The sequence below is a fragment of the Staphylococcus sp. HMSC055C03 genome (genome assembly GCF_001809385.1).
Classification (GTDB): Bacteria; Bacillota; Bacilli; order Staphylococcales; family Staphylococcaceae; genus Staphylococcus; species Staphylococcus simulans.
Window position 1 is genome coordinate 197298 of the sequence record NZ_KV797474.1, and the last position, 15931, is coordinate 213228.

Here is a 15931-nt window from a genome sequence, read left to right on the forward strand (position 1 = left end):
ACTTTGATACATGATGTCTATCTTTTAGTTTGAAACTAGGTCAGATTTTGCCTTTGCGCCATAAAAGTAAAAAGACAATCGCAACGATAATCATAGAGATACCGAGTGTCGCAATCCAAGAAGTCGGGCTATGATCGTTAAGCGGAAGCGGTACGTTCATACCGAAGAAACTGAATACTAAAGTCGGTAACGTCAAGAAGACTGTAAAGAGTGTTAAAGTCTTCATGATATTGTTCATATCATTTGAAAGCAGAGATTCATATGAAGTCGTGATACTTTCTAAGATACGTGTATGCAACTCTGTTGTTTCAATGGCTTGGTTTGTTTCGACAAATAAGTCTTCAATCAAGTCTTCATCTTCTTCGAAACGTTTAATCGGCGGCAGTTTGAAAAGTTTATTGAAGACATCTTCATTACCTTTCAATGCAGCTAAGAAATAAACTAAACTCTTTTCAACTTCCATCAAGTTATAAAGTTGTTTGTTCGTTACTTTTTTCTTCAATTCACGTTCGATGCGTAATCTTGATTTATTCAATAAACGCAAATTACGGTTGTAGTGGTTTGAAATGGTTAATAAGATATTCAACGCAAATTGACTGCGATAATGCAGATTTTGACTAGATTTCGCAAAGTGATCTAAGAAATCAACTTCATGATCGCAAATCGTCATAATGCGTCTGTGTCCGATAATAATACCCAGTGGAATTGTCATAAACGAAATAATTTTATTGTTCGTATTATTGACGATTGGAAAGTCGATGATGATTAAAGAATAACCTGTTTCGTCATCAAATTCGACACGTGCGCTTTCATCTGCATCCAAGGGGTCTTTTAAGAAGTCTTCTGGAATATTAAAGCGCTCAATCAAAGATTCTACTTCTTCTCTCGAGGGCTCGGTAATATTAATCCATAAAGCTTCCTCTAAGGAAGTGGTATGTATATCTTGATGAACATTATGTTTATAAGCTGTAATCATTCTGAAGCTTCCTTTCTGTGTGTAAATCAAACATGCAAGGTTTAACATCTATCGTTTAAGTTAAAACTATAGAGAACGCTTTGCTCGATTTATTTGATATGTGCTTAATTATAGTACCATAATTTAATGATTTGTGTAGTCTAAATAAGGAGAGATGCGACACATGGCAACGACAATCCAATACTTATTACGTATGATTACAAATGAAATGAAAGTAAAAGCTGACCAATTGTTAGGTGTATACGATATTACGTTAGAACAAGCGCAAACGTTACGTTATATTTTTGAAAGTGACACAGGCGTCATTCCGCAAAATGATTTAATTCATATTTTTAATCGTAAAGGCCCAACAGTGAGCAGCGCATTGAGAAGTTTAGAAAATAAAAACTTAATAGAACGTATCAGTGATAAAAATGATACACGTAAAAAAGATGTCGTCTTAACTGCAGTCGCAAAAAAAGATGTCAGAGAAATTATTGAAATCTTAGATGAAGTGGAATCTACTTTATTTTTAGACATTCCAAAAGCTGACCAAGCGGCATTAAAAGAGATATTATTTAAAATGAAAGATAATCTAAATACCTTAAATGAAGAAGATAAAGAATTCTAGTTGTGTATAATTCGTGAATAATAACGCGATACTTTCTGAAAGCGTTGCTGTCAGTTATAATAATGAGTGATGCAAAAAGGAGGGTTTTTAGGTATGCGTAGAATTCTGTATACATTTTTAACTTATACAATTATAGGCTTATTATCAGGTGTTTATTATCGTGAATTGACAAAAGCCTTTGAGTTTACAGGCAAAACACAACTTGCGATTGTGCATACACACATACTAATGCTTGGTATGTTTATATTCCTAATCTTATTAGTCTTTGAAAAACTGTTCTCAATTAGTAAATACTACTTATTTAACTGGTTCTATTATGTTTATAATATCGGCTTGATTGTGACAGTCGCACTACAAGGCATTAAAGGGACAATGCAAGTGACTGGCGCAAGTGTTTCACCAGGTATTGCTGGAATTGCAGGACTAGGTCACATGACGTTATCAGCCGGCTTTATTATCTTGTTCTTCCTATTGAAAAAAGCAATTTTAACACATCCTATTGAAGGACAAACCAACCAAAATAAAAAACTTTAACCTTTATTTTTAAAAGAGATACGACTATTTGTGTTGTGTCTCTTTTTTTAATAGCTAAAGTTTTCCTCATACAACTAAATCATGTAAAATATAAGTGAGAACAATTTTCAATTAATGATTATGCAGCACAGAGAAAAACTAGGAGGCAAGCATAACTATGAAAGATTTAACTATTATCGGCGGAGGACCTGCCGGTTTATACGCAAGTTTTTATGCAGGTATGCGCGGCATGAGTGTGCGTTTAATAGATGTACAACAAGAGTTAGGTGGCAAGATGTGTTTATATCCTGAAAAAATCATTTGGGATATCGGTGGTGTCGCACCGAAACCTTGTTTTGAAATTACGAAAGATATTATTGATCAAGGCCTGCATTTCAATCCAGAAGTACGCTTACAAGAGCGTGTGATGGATATTCATAAAGTTGCAGAACGTCATTTTGAAGTGACAACAGATCAAGGCAATGTATATGAATCTAAAGCAGTCATTATTGCTATTGGTGGAGGAATTATCCATCCAAAACCCTTAGATATTAAAGATGCGAGTCGTTATCAAATCTCAAACTTGCATTATGTTGTACAAAAATTATCACGCTTTAGAAATAAACGTGTATTAATTTCCGGCTCTGGCAATTCTGCGATAGATTGGGCGTGTGAAATAGCGCCTTATGCAGAAAGTGTGCATTTGATATATCGTAAGGATCAGTTAAAAGGCTTTGAAGCGATGCAAGATAAGCTCGCAACATTTGGTGTAATTCAACATCCAAATAGTCAAATCACTGCGTTGATCGGGGATGAAGCACAAGAAAATATTGCTTCAGTAGTCATTGAAAATAGTGCGACAGGAGAAGCGGAAACTTTAGAAGTCGATGATGTCATTATCAGTCATGGCTTTGATATTGAAAATCCATTGTTAGAAGATGCTTCAACAAAACTAGAAATGATGAATGATTATCAAATTAAAGGACAAGGTAACGCACAAACGAGTGAAGCGGGTATTTTCGCTTGTGGTGATATTATTCATCATGATGCCAAAGCACACTTGATTGCGAGTGCCTTCAGTGATGCAGGGAACGCCGCAAACCTCGCAAAACAATATATTGAACCTGAGGCAGAGAAAGAAGGCTATGTCTCAAGTCATAATGAGGCATTTAAAGAAGAAAACAAAGAAATTATTAAACAATATAATGAATCATAACAGTAGAAAAGGGATGTCTTCTCGAACGTGAGAGGACATCCCTTTAAATGTTTATATCTATTTATTTAAATCTGGTGTTGTAGCTGAAGTACGTTCACGTAATTCTGCTTCAATTTCTTCTAAGCTGCGTCCGCGAGTTTCTGGTAAGTATTTTGCTACGAAGAATAAAGCAAATACACCAATTACGGCGAAGATTAAGAAGACACCATGTGTTGGTAAGACATCAGTTAACATTGGGAAGAATTGTGCGACTGCTAAACTTCCGATTGAAAGTGTTAAAGCAGCGATTCCTGTTGCGGCACCACGTGCACGCATTGGGAATAATTCCGGCAACATTACCCAAAGTACAGGGCCCCAAGAGAAGCCGAAGAAAATAATAAAGATTGTAAGACAAACAATGCTGATCCAAGCTGCTGATTGAATACCCATCATCCAAATCAGTAATGCCATAATGACTAATGATGCGACCATACCGATATTACCGATAATTAATAATTTCTTACGGTCTACTTTATCAATAATCATAATCGCTACAATTGTCACAAGTACGTTGACTGTACCGATACCGACTGAACCTAAGATAGAAGCAGAGTCACCTAAACCTGCTTTAACAAAAATAGTCGGTGCGTAGTAAATAATTGCGTTAATACCGATGATTTGTTGGAACAATGCGAAGACACAACCGATGATAATCGTTGGACGTAACCATGGTGAGTTTAATACTTTCCATGTACTTTCTGAAATCGCATTGATTTCTTTCATTTCTGAGATTTCATGATCAATCTCATTTTTAGGGAACGTTAAAGCCATTACTTTACGTGCCGCATTTTCACCGCGATGTTCAAGCAGCCATCTTGGACTTTCCGGCATAAAGATAACACCGACTAATAAGATGACAGAAGGGACAACCGCAAGTCCTAACATCCATCTCCAGCCTTCGACACCTGCGAAAGCGTAACTTGTTAAGTATGATGCTAAAATACCGATTGTAATCATTAATTGGTTTAATGAACTTAAAGAACCACGTGATTCTGTCGGTGCCATTTCGGATAGATAAACTGGCACAATAGCTGTTGAACCGCCGACTGCTAAACCAATTACTAAACGACCGATGACTAACATAGTTAAGTTAGGCGCAAGTGCTAGAGCTAATGCACCTACTATGTAAATAATTGCGATAATAAAGACGACGCGACGTCGACCTAATTTATCTGATGAAGGTCCACTTAAACCTGAACCGAAGATTGCGCCAATCAACATTGATGAAACGACAAGTCCTTGTGTGGTACCGTTTAGCGGGATTTCATCTGGAATATAAAGCAGGGCACCTGAAATAATACCCATATCATAGCCATATAGTAATCCGCCTAGTGCACCAATGAAAAAGATGAGGTTTTTGTTAAACGTTTTACTCATTATGAGTCCTCCTGGTTATTTTTATCGTAAATTCAGTATACGCTTTCATAAAATTAAAGTAAATATCAATATATTTCCATTAGTACAATAAAGCAAAATAGAATTAAATGTAATTACCATTTTAGTAAAAAAAGACAACTCCAAATTAAGAGTTGTCTGATTGAGTATTTAAATTATTTTTCGTTAATCTTCACGAGATAACGACCAGCACTATGATTATTTAATAAATTATCCATTGCTTCTGGCACGTCATTGAAATCAATGACTTGTTTAATAGAGTGCAGTGCTTCTGGTTTTAAGTCAGTAGCTAATCTGCGCCAAATTTGTTTGCGGACTTTCATAGGTGTTTCTGCTGAATCCACACCTAAAATACTGTTACCACGTAAAATGAATGGTAAGACCTTCGTCTCAAATGCCAGACCTGCTGTATTGCCGATTAACGCAATACTGCCTCTATTTTGTAGGCGTTTTACAATGTCACCGACATGTTTGCCGCCGACAGGATCAATCACTGCTTGCCATTCTCTTTTGTCTAATGGTTTGTCTGAGGTATCTTCGACACGTGGGACCACATCTGTTGCGCCGATAGATTTTAAGTAATCTGCATTTTGTTTATTGCCTGTGCTTGCGATGACTTTATAACCGATATTACTTAGCATCATGACAGCTAAACTGCCGACACCGCCACTGGCGCCACGTACCAGTACAGGTGAACCTTCTACTGTTAAGCCGTTGTCTTCTAATTTTTGGATGGCTAATGCTGCAGTATAGCCCGCAGTACCGTAAATCATGGCTTCTTCTAATGTTAAGTCTTTAGGAAGCGGTACAATCCATTCTTCTTTGACACGTGCGTATTCACTAAGTCCTCCATGATGAGATACACCTAGATCATAGCTTGTCACAATAACTTGATCGCCTTCTTTATAAGTAGAAGTCTCAGACTCTACAACTGTACCTGCTAAATCTATACCTGGAATAATCGGATAGTTTTTAACGACTCCCGCACCTTTTTTAGCTGCTAGCGCATCTTTATAGTTGATGCTGGAGTAAGTAACTTTGATTAATACATTTCCTTCATCTATTGTATCCATGGGTAAATCTTTAAGTTCAGTATGGATTTCTTTGCCTTCTTTTTCTGCATAATATGCTTTAAATGTCTCAGGCATCTTTATCAACCCTTTCAAATAAATAAACTAAAGCGATAGTATCACGAAGTAGCCAGAACAACAAACAGGTTGCTGTAGCTAAATGATAAATATCTGTCATAATAATATTTTCTTAAAAGAATTTTTACAATTTTGATGTTTATAGAATATAATGGAAGTGTATAAGTTAAGGGATAATACATTTAAAAGATTGAAAGCCACTCAAGGAGGAGAACAGAATGAAAAAGTTATTTGCCAGCGTTTTAACGCTATCTTTAGTGCTAGCAGCTTGTGGAAATGATGACAGCAAGAAAGAGGAAGACAACAAAGACAAAGATCAAACAACACAAGAAAGCAAATCTAATCAAGACAAAGAAAAGAACAAAGACAACGAAAGCAGCAAAGATAAAGACAGCAATAAAGAAAAAGAAAACAATGAACAAGCAAATGATGAACAAAGCAATGACAAAGCGCAACAAGACGAGTCACAATCAACAGATGCGCAAAACAATGACAGCAATCAAAATGCGACTTCTGAACAATCAAATAACAATCAACAAGCTTCTCAAACATCAGGTGCCAATGATGGTCAAAATAGCAACAATAACCAACAAGCAACACAGCAAACATCAAATCAAACAAATGCTAACCAAGCATCAAACCAAGGTACAAATCAAACAGGTTATGTAGCACCTTATCAAGGTCAAAATACAGCACCTGCAGCACGTACAATTGGTAAAGCACCAGTAGATCAATCTACTTTAAAAGTATTGCCGAACTTCCCGCAATCACTACAAACTGCACAAAATGAAATCAACAACTTAAATGGTCAATCTAACCCTTACAATGACTTTGGCGTACAAGATAATGGTGACGGCAGCTATTCTTATGTGTTCAGTTTCGCAAATCAAGCACAACCTGGCACATATGCATTAGTTAGAGTCGACCAACAAGGTAAAGCAGCAATTTTAGATCCAGCATATCAAGCAGGTCAATAATATAGTATTTAGTTTTAAGTTCAAATAATTGGAACATAAGATAATCATGCAAAAGGCTCAGCACAAAATATGCTGAGCCTTTTTAATATTATTTTTTAGTTTTTACGTCTTTTTTGACGTTTAGGTAAATGTTGCACAATCAAGCTTGCGATAGTTTCAAATGAATGATTATCTCGATTAATATATGCACTTGCAATATAAGGAATTTCTTGGTTTATGAGTGCTTTGGTTAATGATTCAGCATCTTGATACGTGACTTTATCAAAGTCTTGCCAAACTTCTAGGTATAAACCGCGTTCTGTTTGATAGTGTTCAAGGTTTGGAGTATAAAGCGCAACGGTTTTATCAATAGTTAATGCATCAAAGACAACTGACGAATAGTCACTGACTAATACATCACAAGCAAGTAATAAATCTTGTGTCTCAATTTGAGCAGCAGGTTGAATGACTGCTTGCGGTAATTGTGTTTCAGCTTCTTTACTTTCGATATGGCCACGATAAATCACATTATAATGATCAAGCAATGACTCAGAAAGTGGTAACATATCGTTTGGTTGTGGATCTGTTTTCCATGTCGGCAAGTAAAGTAACGTCGGTTTGTTAGGGTCTAATTTAAGTTGTTGTTTCATATATTGAACATAAGTTTGTTCTTTATATTTATCTAATAAGTATCGGACACGTGGGTAACCGCATGCGACAACTTCTGTATATTGCATCGGGAAGGCTGATTTAAACAAATCAGCTGCATGAGAACTATCGCATATAAAGTAATTTTGATGTAGCCACTTGTTGTATTTTCGTGCACGATAATTATAAATTTCTTTATTTTGATAAGGTTCTGAGCTGTCTAAGAATAACTGTTTTAAAGGCGTGCCATGCCACAATTGAATGATTGTACCGTTCGGTTTGATGTGATCGGGTATATAACTTTCAGCGACGACAACTTCCGCGTTTTCAATTAGTTCTTGTGCTTCTTCATGTTCTGGTGATACAAAGTGCGGGCCTGTGGCATCATTTGTGATAAAGAAAGCAGGATATTTAGAGTAATGCTTAGCAAAATAATTAAATAAATAGCGAGAGTTGCCTCTAAAGCCATAATCAAATCCTAAGAAAATGACAGCACCGTTTAATTCCACTGCTTGTTTTTCATAAATATTGCTCATGCTTTGATGCTTTTCAATACTGCGACTGAGTACTGAACGTGTTATAAAGTGCGGCAACATAAAATGTGTCTTCCAAAGTAGTGAATCGACAAATCGTTCAGGCTCAGGTAAAGCTAAATTGCGGAACTTAAACGGTGGTTTTTGATGATGTAAGTAAGCTAATTTATTTAAATTAAATTGTGTAATTGCGTTATATTCATGTTGTTTAATACTTTGATAGAATGTTTGGGAAGTACGGATTGTATGTTTAAAATCAAAGATTACGTGACCATTTGTTTCTACGTTTTGATTTAATAACAGGCCAATTGCTAAATCAAAAGCCGTTTCACAGTGTACTTCATCTATAACGTCTAATACTTGCTGAATACTGAAAATAAGATTAGGAAAGTGATTAATATTATTCATCCAAGTATTAAAGTTGATTGTCTGATCTCCAAAATAGCGACAGTCATTTTGATAGTACTGATCGATGGTGTAGTCAACAACGATTGAGTTTTGTGTTTCATGGTGTTTCAATGCTTCTAATTGATCAGGATAAATATCTATATTTAAATCAGAAGGAATAAAATGCGTGTAACCTTTAGCTAAGGCTTCTTGAAGGTTAATGCGCATTTTTTCATTTGATTGATATTCTGTTGTTAATATTTTCATATTATGACCTCAGTTTGATTATATTAAACTATATTTTAACATTTTGACTGCAAACTGTGAATGACAAGACGTATACGTTATTAATTAAACTGTACTATTATAATTTAAATTTTGACTAATACAGATGATTCATAACATTTTATGATGTAAGCGAATACATTGGTATGTAAGGGTTTCCAAGCAAAAAACAGTTTGAAAAAATTACGAAAAACTAATTGAACAGCTCCATAAATCGTGTTATATTATATGTGAAATAAATCACAAGACTAAATTTGATTTTGCAAATAAATATAAACACAAAATAAACTACAGAAAGAAGCGACAGAAATGTTAGTATCTTCATTTGATCCATTCCACAATTTACTTATTTCAAGTCTCGTAGCAGGTGTGCCAATTATCTTATTCTTGCTATGTTTGACAATCTTCAAAATGAAAGGAATTTATGCTGCATTAACAACATTAATCATCACAATGGTTGTTGCAGTATTTATCTTTAAACTTCCTGGAGCGATGGCCACTGGGGCGGTTATCGAGGGATTCTTCCAAGGTTGGTTCCCAATTGGTTATATCGTTATTATGGCAGTTTGGCTTTATAAACTCTCAACAAAAACTGGTCAGTTCAGTATGATTCAAGATAGTATCGCTACAATCTCTCAAGACCAACGTGTGCAATTATTGTTAATCGGTTTTTGTTTTAACGCGTTCTTAGAAGGGGTTGCAGGTTTCGGTGTACCGATTGCAATCTGTGCGATTTTATTAATTTATCTTGGTTTTAAACCATTACAAGCAGCGATGTTATGTTTGGTCGCTAACTCAGCAGCAGGAGCATTCGGGGCTATTGGTTTACCTGTTGCCGTTATTGATACTTTGAATTTACATGGCGGTATTACTGCACATGAAGTTTCAACTTATTCAACATTAACTTTAGTATTCATCAACTTCTTTGTTCCGTTTTTAATTGTCTTTATCATTGATGGTTTCAAAGGTATTAAAGAAACACTACCATTTATCTTAACGGTTTCAGTGGTATATGCTGGTTTCCAAGGTGTGTTAACATTCTTCCAAGGTCCAGAGTTAGCAGACGTGTTACCACCTTTAGCAGCAATGGGTGCTTTAGCTATTATGAGTCGTAAAATGCAGCCGAAACATATCTTCCGTATTGACGAAAACGTGAAACCACCGGTTACACAAAAATTAAACTTTAAACAAATTATGTATGCATGGAGTCCATTCTACATTTTGACAATCTTAATTATGTTTTGGAGTATGCCATTCTTTAAAGGCTTATTCTTACCGGGCAAACCATTAAGCTTCTTAGCAGCTAAATTTACAGTGCCAGGTACTTATAGTGAAGTGACTAAAAAAGCTATTGTGTTGAACTTGAATATCTTAGGTTATACAGGTACAGCAATTTTATTAACAATTATTATTACTGTATTATTATCTAAAACAACTGGCTTTAAAGATGCATTTAGTTTATTAGGTGAAACATTTAAAGAATTATGGATTTCAGTTGTCACAATCTGTTTCATCTTAGCTGTTTCAAAATTAACAACTTATGGCGGTTTAAGTGCTGCAATGGGACAAGGTATTTCTAAAGCAGGCGGTATCTTCCCATTATTCTCACCAGTATTAGGTTGGATCGGTGTATTCATGACAGGTTCAGTAGTTAATAACAACTCATTGTTCACACCAATTCAAGCTTCAGTTGCTAGTCAAATTGGCGTTAGCGGCGGCTTATTAGTTGCAGCAAATACAGTAGGTGGGGTAGCAGCAAAAATTATTTCTCCACAATCTATTGCGATTGCGACAGCAGCCGTTAAACAAGTAGGTAAAGAGTCTGAACTCTTAAAAATGTCATTACGATATAGTGTAGGCATGTTAATCTTCATCTGTATCTGGACATTAATCTTATCTTTAATTTTGTAATAGGTAACAATGAAAATAAAAGAAGCGGAGCCGAAATTATTTCGGCTCCGCTTCTATATTTATCACAATAACTAATTATTCAGATGTTTCTAATGCTTTCGCAAAATCTTGATAGACACTATCTGCTGAATAAGTTTCAACAGTCGCAAAAGCATTTTCGATAATCTTTCCTTGTTCAGAAGGTGGTGCAGACATTACATTTAAAATGTGTTCTGAAAGGGAAGATATATTTTGGTACTCAGCCAGGAATCCATTTTGGTTAGATTGAATTAAAGTTTCAGGTCCTGTATTACCTTTAAAGCTGATTACGATGCTGCCTTGATTCATGGCTTCTAAAATGACTAAACCAAACCCTTCATTACGAGATGGTACTACTGTAATCATACTTTCAGCCAAACGTAATGGCAGATGCAATGTAGCAGGATGCAACTGTACAATATCTTTTAATTGATGTTGTGAAATGAATTCTTCGAGATCATGTTTTTGTTGACCATCACCATAGATATGTACAGTGAAATTCATTTCACGTAAACTGTCTTGAATCATTTCTACACTGCGTAATAAAAGATCGAAACCTTTTTCATATTCTAATCTTCCGGCCGCAATAATTTGCGGTTTCTTTGGAATTTCAATACGAGGTTCATTCATCATATTTGGAACGACATAGACAGGGGTGTCAATGATTGATTTGAATGCTTTGCGATCAGCATCCGTTAAGACTGTAATACGATTTAAGCGTTCATAAGCAGATTTAATTTCTTGTTGATAACTCTTAGTGTAAGCTTCCCAGTTCATATGTTCCATGCCGACAGTTAGGACGTGGTCAGGTGCATAATCTGCAAGCAGCAAATTATAGCTGGCACGTGTACCGACTAACACATCTGTTTCTACATGTTGAATCGCATGAACGATTTTCTTTTCAACATGACTTGAAAATTGCGATAAGCCAGGTTCATTTTGAGTGATCAGTTGCGGCTTGAGGAATGGTGTCCATTTACGTAGACGATTCATCAAGATATCTACTAAGTTATGAGGTTTTAAATTATAATCGACCAATGCTTTGACTTCTATATCTTGATGCAGTTTGAAATAAGGTGCTTTACTTCCTTTGAAAACTGATATAATTTCCACTTTATGACCTTTCACTGCCAACACATTTGCGAGTTGTGTTACGGCCTTGACAGTACCGCCCATTGAATAAATGTTGTGCATTAAAAAAGTGATAGATTTCACGTGGTGTCACCCCTCCTGTATATTTCTGTTTAATTATAGCATAATTCAAACTATGCAATACAAAGGTACATGCTTTGCAATATATTTTTAACCTGCACTTAAAACAAAATGAATCGTATTTTCGTGTTTAAGCACCTTCCCCCTTTTGTCTTAATCTGTTTATGTATATAATAAAGGAATAGAACGAAATCATTTAGCAACAATATCCAGGCATGACTTAGGTGTGTTATTTTTTAAGTGTTTAATTAAGCGCTTTCTCAAGAGAGGGTTGAGAGAAGAGAACGACATACTTAAGAAGGTGTCATCTTCATTATGAAAAAGGGGGCTGTATTTGTTATGAGTTCACAACATAGCAAAACAGATGTCATCTTAATTGGTGGCGGAATCATGAGTGCGACATTGGGTACATTACTAAAGAAAGTTGCACCAGAAAAAGAAATTAAAGTATTTGAGAAGTTGGACGCATCTGCACAAGAAAGTTCAAATGCATGGAATAATGCGGGAACAGGGCATTCTGCACTATGCGAAATGAACTATACGAAAGAAATGCCTGACGGTTCTTTGGATATTTCTAAAGCCTTAAAAATTAATGAACAGTTCCAAGTTTCTAAAGAATTCTGGTCTTATTTAGTAAAACACGGTAATTTGACACAGCCAGAAGCATTTATTCATACGGTACCGCATATGAGTTTCTGTATCGGTGTGCGTAATGTAGATTTCTTAAGACGTCGTGTCAAAGCATTGAAAGAAAATGCATTATTTAATGAAATGACAATGACAGAAGATAAAAGCCAAATTGAAAAATGGTTGCCTTTAATGATGGAAGGCAGAAATAACAATATTCCAGTTGCAGTCAGCCGTGATGAGACAGGTACAGATGTTAACTTTGGTGCTTTAACACAAAAACTATTTGACTTCTTACAACAAAACCAAGTCGATGTAGAGTATGAGCATCAAGTTACAGACTTAAAACAACGTAAAGATGGTACTTGGAAAGTTAAAGTGAAAGACTTAAAAACAGAAGAAACAACAACTTATATTACTGACTTTGTATTTATCGGAGCTGGAGGCGCTAGCTTGCCACTGCTTCAAAAAACACATCTGCCAGAATCGAAACATATCGGCGGATTCCCAGTCAGCGGTTTATTCTTAGTCTGCCAAGATCCTGAAATTGTAAGTCAACATAATGCGAAAGTGTACGGTAAAGCTAAAGTAGGCGCACCGCCGATGTCAGTACCGCATTTAGATACACGTTATATTGACGGTAAACAATCATTATTATTCGGTCCATTTGCAGGATTCTCACCTAAGTTCTTAAAAACAGGTTCAAACATGGACTTATTCAAGTCAGTTAAACCAAACAACTTATTGACGATGTTATCTGCAGGTGCGAAAGAAATGAAATTAACACAATATCTGATTTCACAATTAATGTTGTCAGATGATGAACGTATTGAAGAGTTACGTGAATTTATCCCGAATGCGAAGAAAGAAGATTGGGATATTGTCGTAGCAGGCCAACGTGTTCAAGTCATCAAAGATACAGACAAAGGTAAAGGTACATTACAATTCGGTACAGAAGTTATTTGTTCTGAAGACGGTTCGCTTGCCGCATTACTTGGCGCATCACCAGGTGCTTCTGCAGCGGTGGATGTAATGTTAGATATTTTACAACGCAGCTATAAACATGAATTCCCAGAGTGGGAAACAAAAATTAAAGAAATGATTCCATCATTCGGTCAAAAACTTGCTGAAAACCCAGAGTTATATAAAGAAGTTAAAGCGGATGTTGAACATTATTTGAAATTAAATAATCAAAAATAAGCCATAAAATAGCGCTTCAGTCAGATTTAATTCTGATGCTGAAGCGCTTTTTGTTTTTTATTGATTTAATGGTTCCAAAGTAGGTGTGTTATCTGCTTGTGATAACGGCATGCTTAAAATAAAGGTACTGCCTTCACCTAGAGTACTTTCCACTTTAATGTCTCCACCATGCAAACGCATAATCATTTGTGCGATGGCTAGACCTAAGCCATTGCTTGTCGCAGAAGAATTTCCTTTATAGAAACGTTCGAAAAGATGAGCTTGTACATCCTCTGACATACCTGGACCATCATCTGTAATACGACAAATCATAGTTGTATTATTTTCAGAGAATACATCTATATCAATACTGCCTTCTTGTTTAGTATATTTAATTGCGTTGGTCAATATATTATGAAATGCCTGATAAAGCAGACGATAGTTACCTTTGACTGTAATTGGTTCAAGATCAGTCATAATTAATAAGTCTTTGGCGTCAATCGCATATTGTTCGTGACGCACCATTAAACGCAGCATCTGAGTAATTTCAACGTCATCGTCATAATCTAAGTGGTCGTTGTTATCTAACTCTGCAAGCAATAACAATGCTCGCGTTAAATTACTAAGACGACTCGTTGTCGCATGGATTTCATCTATATAATACTGTCTCGTTTCGTCGTCTTTCGCTTGACTGAGACGATCTAACAGCTGATGGATATGCGTTAAAGGTGTTTTGATTTCATGCGAAACATTTTGAACAAAGTGCTGACGCATGTCATCAAGTTGTTTAAGTGACACACGCATTTGTTCGAAACGATATTGGAGCGTACCTAGCTCATCATGACGTGTCGTTTCTATCGGTGTGCTAAAGTCACCCTCCATCAAACGATTAGTTGCATTTTTAAGTTGTGTAATTGGTTTGATTAACGTGTAAGTTGAACTGATAATCAGTACCATCGCAATAATGAGTAATAACACAATTAATACTGCTAAGAACACACGGAACTCACTGAATGATTTACCGATATCAGGACGCATAAACACCGCTACATTACCTTCTGGTGTCTTAAAACGTGTGCCGACAGTATTGTTGGTTTCATTATCAAAGAAACCTGTCACAAAGAGTTGGTAGGGATGGTTTTTAATTCCGTGATAATTATGTCCTTTCAATACACTATCAATGGTCTCTTGAGTCAGTGTATCGCGTCTGAAACTTGCGCCATAAAAAGTTTTATGACCTTTTTGATCGACGGTGACAAGCTGGAAGTTCAGTTCGCTTAAATGTTTGAAGTAGGCTTTCATATTAGTTGTATGGGATTCTTTTTGGTACTTTTTAGCTTCTTGTAAGGTGGTCATAATCTTATGGTCATTTGAGGGTTTCAAAGCAACGTGATACAAAACATTGGTCAAAATAAAACTTGCGACAGCGCTGAGTAATAAAATGACAATCGTGTAGACTGCAATCCGTGTATAAAGTGATTTAAACATGAACTTCCACCTTATAACCTAAGCCTCTGACCGTTTCAATCGTGACATTACTGCCGATTTTCTTTAAACGGTTACGTAAGCGTCTGATATGCACATCAACCGTACGGTCATCCCCTTCATAATCAAATCCCCATACACGATCAATACATTCTTCTCGTGAAAAAACTTGTTTCTCATGACTTGCTAATAAGAAGAGTAAGTTAAATTCCTTATTCGGTAAGGTCATTGTTTTTGTATCACAAGCAATTTCTAAATAAGATTGGTTCAGTTTTAAGTTACCGATGGTTAATTCATTTTCCGCATTAATTTGATAGCGTCTTAAAACAGCTTTGATCCGGAAGATGAGTTCTTGTACTTCAAAAGGTTTGGTTACATAGTCATCAGTACCCGTTAAATAAGCTTCTTCTTTATCACTTAAAGCATCACGTGCGGTCAACATAATGACCGGCATTTCATAAGAAGCTTTTATTTCATTACATAATTCAAAGCCATCCATGCCATCCATCATAATGTCGACAATCGCAATATCAGCTTGATGTGTTTCTAAATAGTTTAAGGCATCACGCGCATTGGAATGCGTGGATGTTTTAAAACCTTCACGTTCTAAATAGGAAGATACATAATGAAGGATTTGATAATCATCATCGACAATGAGACATGTTGTCATCCTTATCACTCCTAGTAATCATTTAGATTAATTATACCTTTCAGTAACTGAGTGACACAAATATATCAAATGAACAAAAGTTTCGGTTTGTTCATATTGAGTTCATAAAGTCTGCTTACAATA

Annotated in this window: 13 protein-coding genes; 6 read left to right on the forward strand and 7 right to left on the reverse strand. The window is 35.8% G+C overall.

Annotated features, from left to right (window positions below):
- Positions 1-40: 40 nt before the first annotated feature.
- Entirely contained in the window at positions 41-976 is a 936-nt protein-coding gene (locus tag HMPREF2603_RS01030) for a magnesium transporter CorA family protein (RefSeq protein ID WP_002479712.1), read from the reverse strand.
- 163 nt (positions 977-1139) lie between these two features.
- On the opposite strand from HMPREF2603_RS01030, the gene HMPREF2603_RS01035 reads away from it, so the two are divergent.
- The 3 genes from HMPREF2603_RS01035 to HMPREF2603_RS01045 all read left to right on the forward strand — a co-directional run bounded on the left by HMPREF2603_RS01035 (position 1140) and on the right by HMPREF2603_RS01045 (position 3315).
- The gene (locus tag HMPREF2603_RS01035) at positions 1140-1586 is read left to right on the forward strand and encodes a MarR family winged helix-turn-helix transcriptional regulator (protein ID WP_002479711.1); all 447 of its coding nucleotides are present in this window, start codon (positions 1140-1142) and stop codon (positions 1584-1586) included.
- A 93-nt stretch (positions 1587-1679) separates the two neighbouring features.
- A complete protein-coding gene (locus HMPREF2603_RS01040) occupies positions 1680-2120 on the forward strand; it encodes a DUF2871 domain-containing protein (RefSeq protein ID WP_060803612.1) in 441 nt (146 codons plus the stop codon).
- Positions 2121-2277: 157 nt separating this feature from the next.
- Positions 2278-3315, forward strand: a complete 1038-nt coding sequence (locus tag HMPREF2603_RS01045) for an NAD(P)/FAD-dependent oxidoreductase (protein ID WP_060803613.1) — start codon at positions 2278-2280, stop codon at positions 3313-3315.
- A gap of 57 nt (positions 3316-3372) precedes the next feature.
- On the opposite strand, the gene HMPREF2603_RS01050 is transcribed toward HMPREF2603_RS01045, so the two are convergent.
- Both HMPREF2603_RS01050 and HMPREF2603_RS01055 read right to left on the reverse strand, forming a co-directional pair.
- Positions 3373-4731 carry a glucose transporter GlcP gene (locus HMPREF2603_RS01050; protein ID WP_060803614.1) on the reverse strand — a complete coding sequence of 453 codons (1359 nt, stop codon included), beginning with the start codon at positions 4729-4731 and terminating at the stop codon, positions 3373-3375.
- Between the two features lie 173 nt (positions 4732-4904).
- Positions 4905-5897: an acrylyl-CoA reductase family protein gene (locus HMPREF2603_RS01055; protein WP_070501869.1), complete on the reverse strand. Its 993-nt coding sequence runs from the start codon at positions 5895-5897 to the stop codon at positions 4905-4907.
- A gap of 218 nt (positions 5898-6115) precedes the next feature.
- On the opposite strand from HMPREF2603_RS01055, the gene HMPREF2603_RS01060 reads away from it, so the two are divergent.
- Positions 6116-6874: a hypothetical protein gene (locus HMPREF2603_RS01060; RefSeq protein WP_060803616.1), complete on the forward strand. Its 759-nt coding sequence runs from the start codon at positions 6116-6118 to the stop codon at positions 6872-6874.
- A gap of 95 nt (positions 6875-6969) precedes the next feature.
- Here HMPREF2603_RS01060 and HMPREF2603_RS01065 read toward each other — a convergent pair whose 3' ends face one another.
- Positions 6970-8688: a CDP-glycerol glycerophosphotransferase family protein gene (locus tag HMPREF2603_RS01065; protein WP_070501871.1), complete on the reverse strand. Its 1719-nt coding sequence runs from the start codon at positions 8686-8688 to the stop codon at positions 6970-6972.
- A gap of 327 nt (positions 8689-9015) precedes the next feature.
- Here HMPREF2603_RS01065 and HMPREF2603_RS01070 point away from each other — a divergent pair, with 327 nt between their 5' ends.
- Positions 9016-10617, forward strand: a complete 1602-nt coding sequence (locus tag HMPREF2603_RS01070; protein WP_002479704.1) for an L-lactate permease — start codon at positions 9016-9018, stop codon at positions 10615-10617.
- Positions 10618-10692: 75 nt separating this feature from the next.
- Here HMPREF2603_RS01070 and HMPREF2603_RS01075 read toward each other — a convergent pair whose 3' ends face one another.
- Positions 10693-11850, reverse strand: a complete 1158-nt coding sequence (locus HMPREF2603_RS01075; protein WP_002479703.1) for a glycosyltransferase — start codon at positions 11848-11850, stop codon at positions 10693-10695.
- Positions 11851-12186: 336 nt separating this feature from the next.
- On the opposite strand from HMPREF2603_RS01075, the gene mqo reads away from it, so the two are divergent.
- Positions 12187-13674 (forward strand): malate dehydrogenase (quinone), encoded by a 1488-nt coding sequence (gene mqo, locus HMPREF2603_RS01080; protein ID WP_070501873.1) that lies wholly within the window; start codon positions 12187-12189, stop codon positions 13672-13674.
- Positions 13675-13731: 57 nt separating this feature from the next.
- Here the strand turns inward: mqo and HMPREF2603_RS01085 are convergent, their stop codons facing one another.
- Together HMPREF2603_RS01085 and HMPREF2603_RS01090 are read right to left on the reverse strand one after the other, a co-directional pair.
- Positions 13732-15141: a sensor histidine kinase gene (locus tag HMPREF2603_RS01085; protein ID WP_060803618.1), complete on the reverse strand. Its 1410-nt coding sequence runs from the start codon at positions 15139-15141 to the stop codon at positions 13732-13734.
- Positions 15134-15808 (reverse strand): response regulator transcription factor, encoded by a 675-nt coding sequence (locus HMPREF2603_RS01090; RefSeq protein WP_060803619.1) that lies wholly within the window; start codon positions 15806-15808, stop codon positions 15134-15136. The genes HMPREF2603_RS01085 and HMPREF2603_RS01090 overlap by 8 nt, the downstream gene beginning before the upstream one ends.
- Positions 15809-15931 lie beyond the last annotated feature (123 nt).

Excerpts from the sequence above, each read along its gene's own strand:
- HMPREF2603_RS01030 (WP_002479712.1), bottom strand. The coding sequence starts at position 976 with ATGATTACAGCTTATAAACATAATGTTCATCAAGATATACATACCACT.
- HMPREF2603_RS01035 (WP_002479711.1), top strand. The coding sequence starts at position 1,140 with ATGGCAACGACAATCCAATACTTATTACGTATGATTACAAATGAAATG.
- HMPREF2603_RS01040 (WP_060803612.1), top strand. The coding sequence starts at position 1,680 with ATGCGTAGAATTCTGTATACATTTTTAACTTATACAATTATAGGCTTA.
- HMPREF2603_RS01045 (WP_060803613.1), top strand. The coding sequence starts at position 2,278 with ATGAAAGATTTAACTATTATCGGCGGAGGACCTGCCGGTTTATACGCA.
- HMPREF2603_RS01050 (WP_060803614.1), bottom strand. The coding sequence starts at position 4,731 with ATGAGTAAAACGTTTAACAAAAACCTCATCTTTTTCATTGGTGCACTA.
- HMPREF2603_RS01055 (WP_070501869.1), bottom strand. The coding sequence starts at position 5,897 with ATGCCTGAGACATTTAAAGCATATTATGCAGAAAAAGAAGGCAAAGAA.
- HMPREF2603_RS01060 (WP_060803616.1), top strand. The coding sequence starts at position 6,116 with ATGAAAAAGTTATTTGCCAGCGTTTTAACGCTATCTTTAGTGCTAGCA.
- HMPREF2603_RS01065 (WP_070501871.1), bottom strand. The coding sequence starts at position 8,688 with ATGAAAATATTAACAACAGAATATCAATCAAATGAAAAAATGCGCATT.
- HMPREF2603_RS01070 (WP_002479704.1), top strand. The coding sequence starts at position 9,016 with ATGTTAGTATCTTCATTTGATCCATTCCACAATTTACTTATTTCAAGT.
- mqo (WP_070501873.1), top strand. The coding sequence starts at position 12,187 with ATGAGTTCACAACATAGCAAAACAGATGTCATCTTAATTGGTGGCGGA.
- HMPREF2603_RS01085 (WP_060803618.1), bottom strand. The coding sequence starts at position 15,141 with ATGTTTAAATCACTTTATACACGGATTGCAGTCTACACGATTGTCATT.
- HMPREF2603_RS01090 (WP_060803619.1), bottom strand. The coding sequence starts at position 15,808 with ATGACAACATGTCTCATTGTCGATGATGATTATCAAATCCTTCATTAT.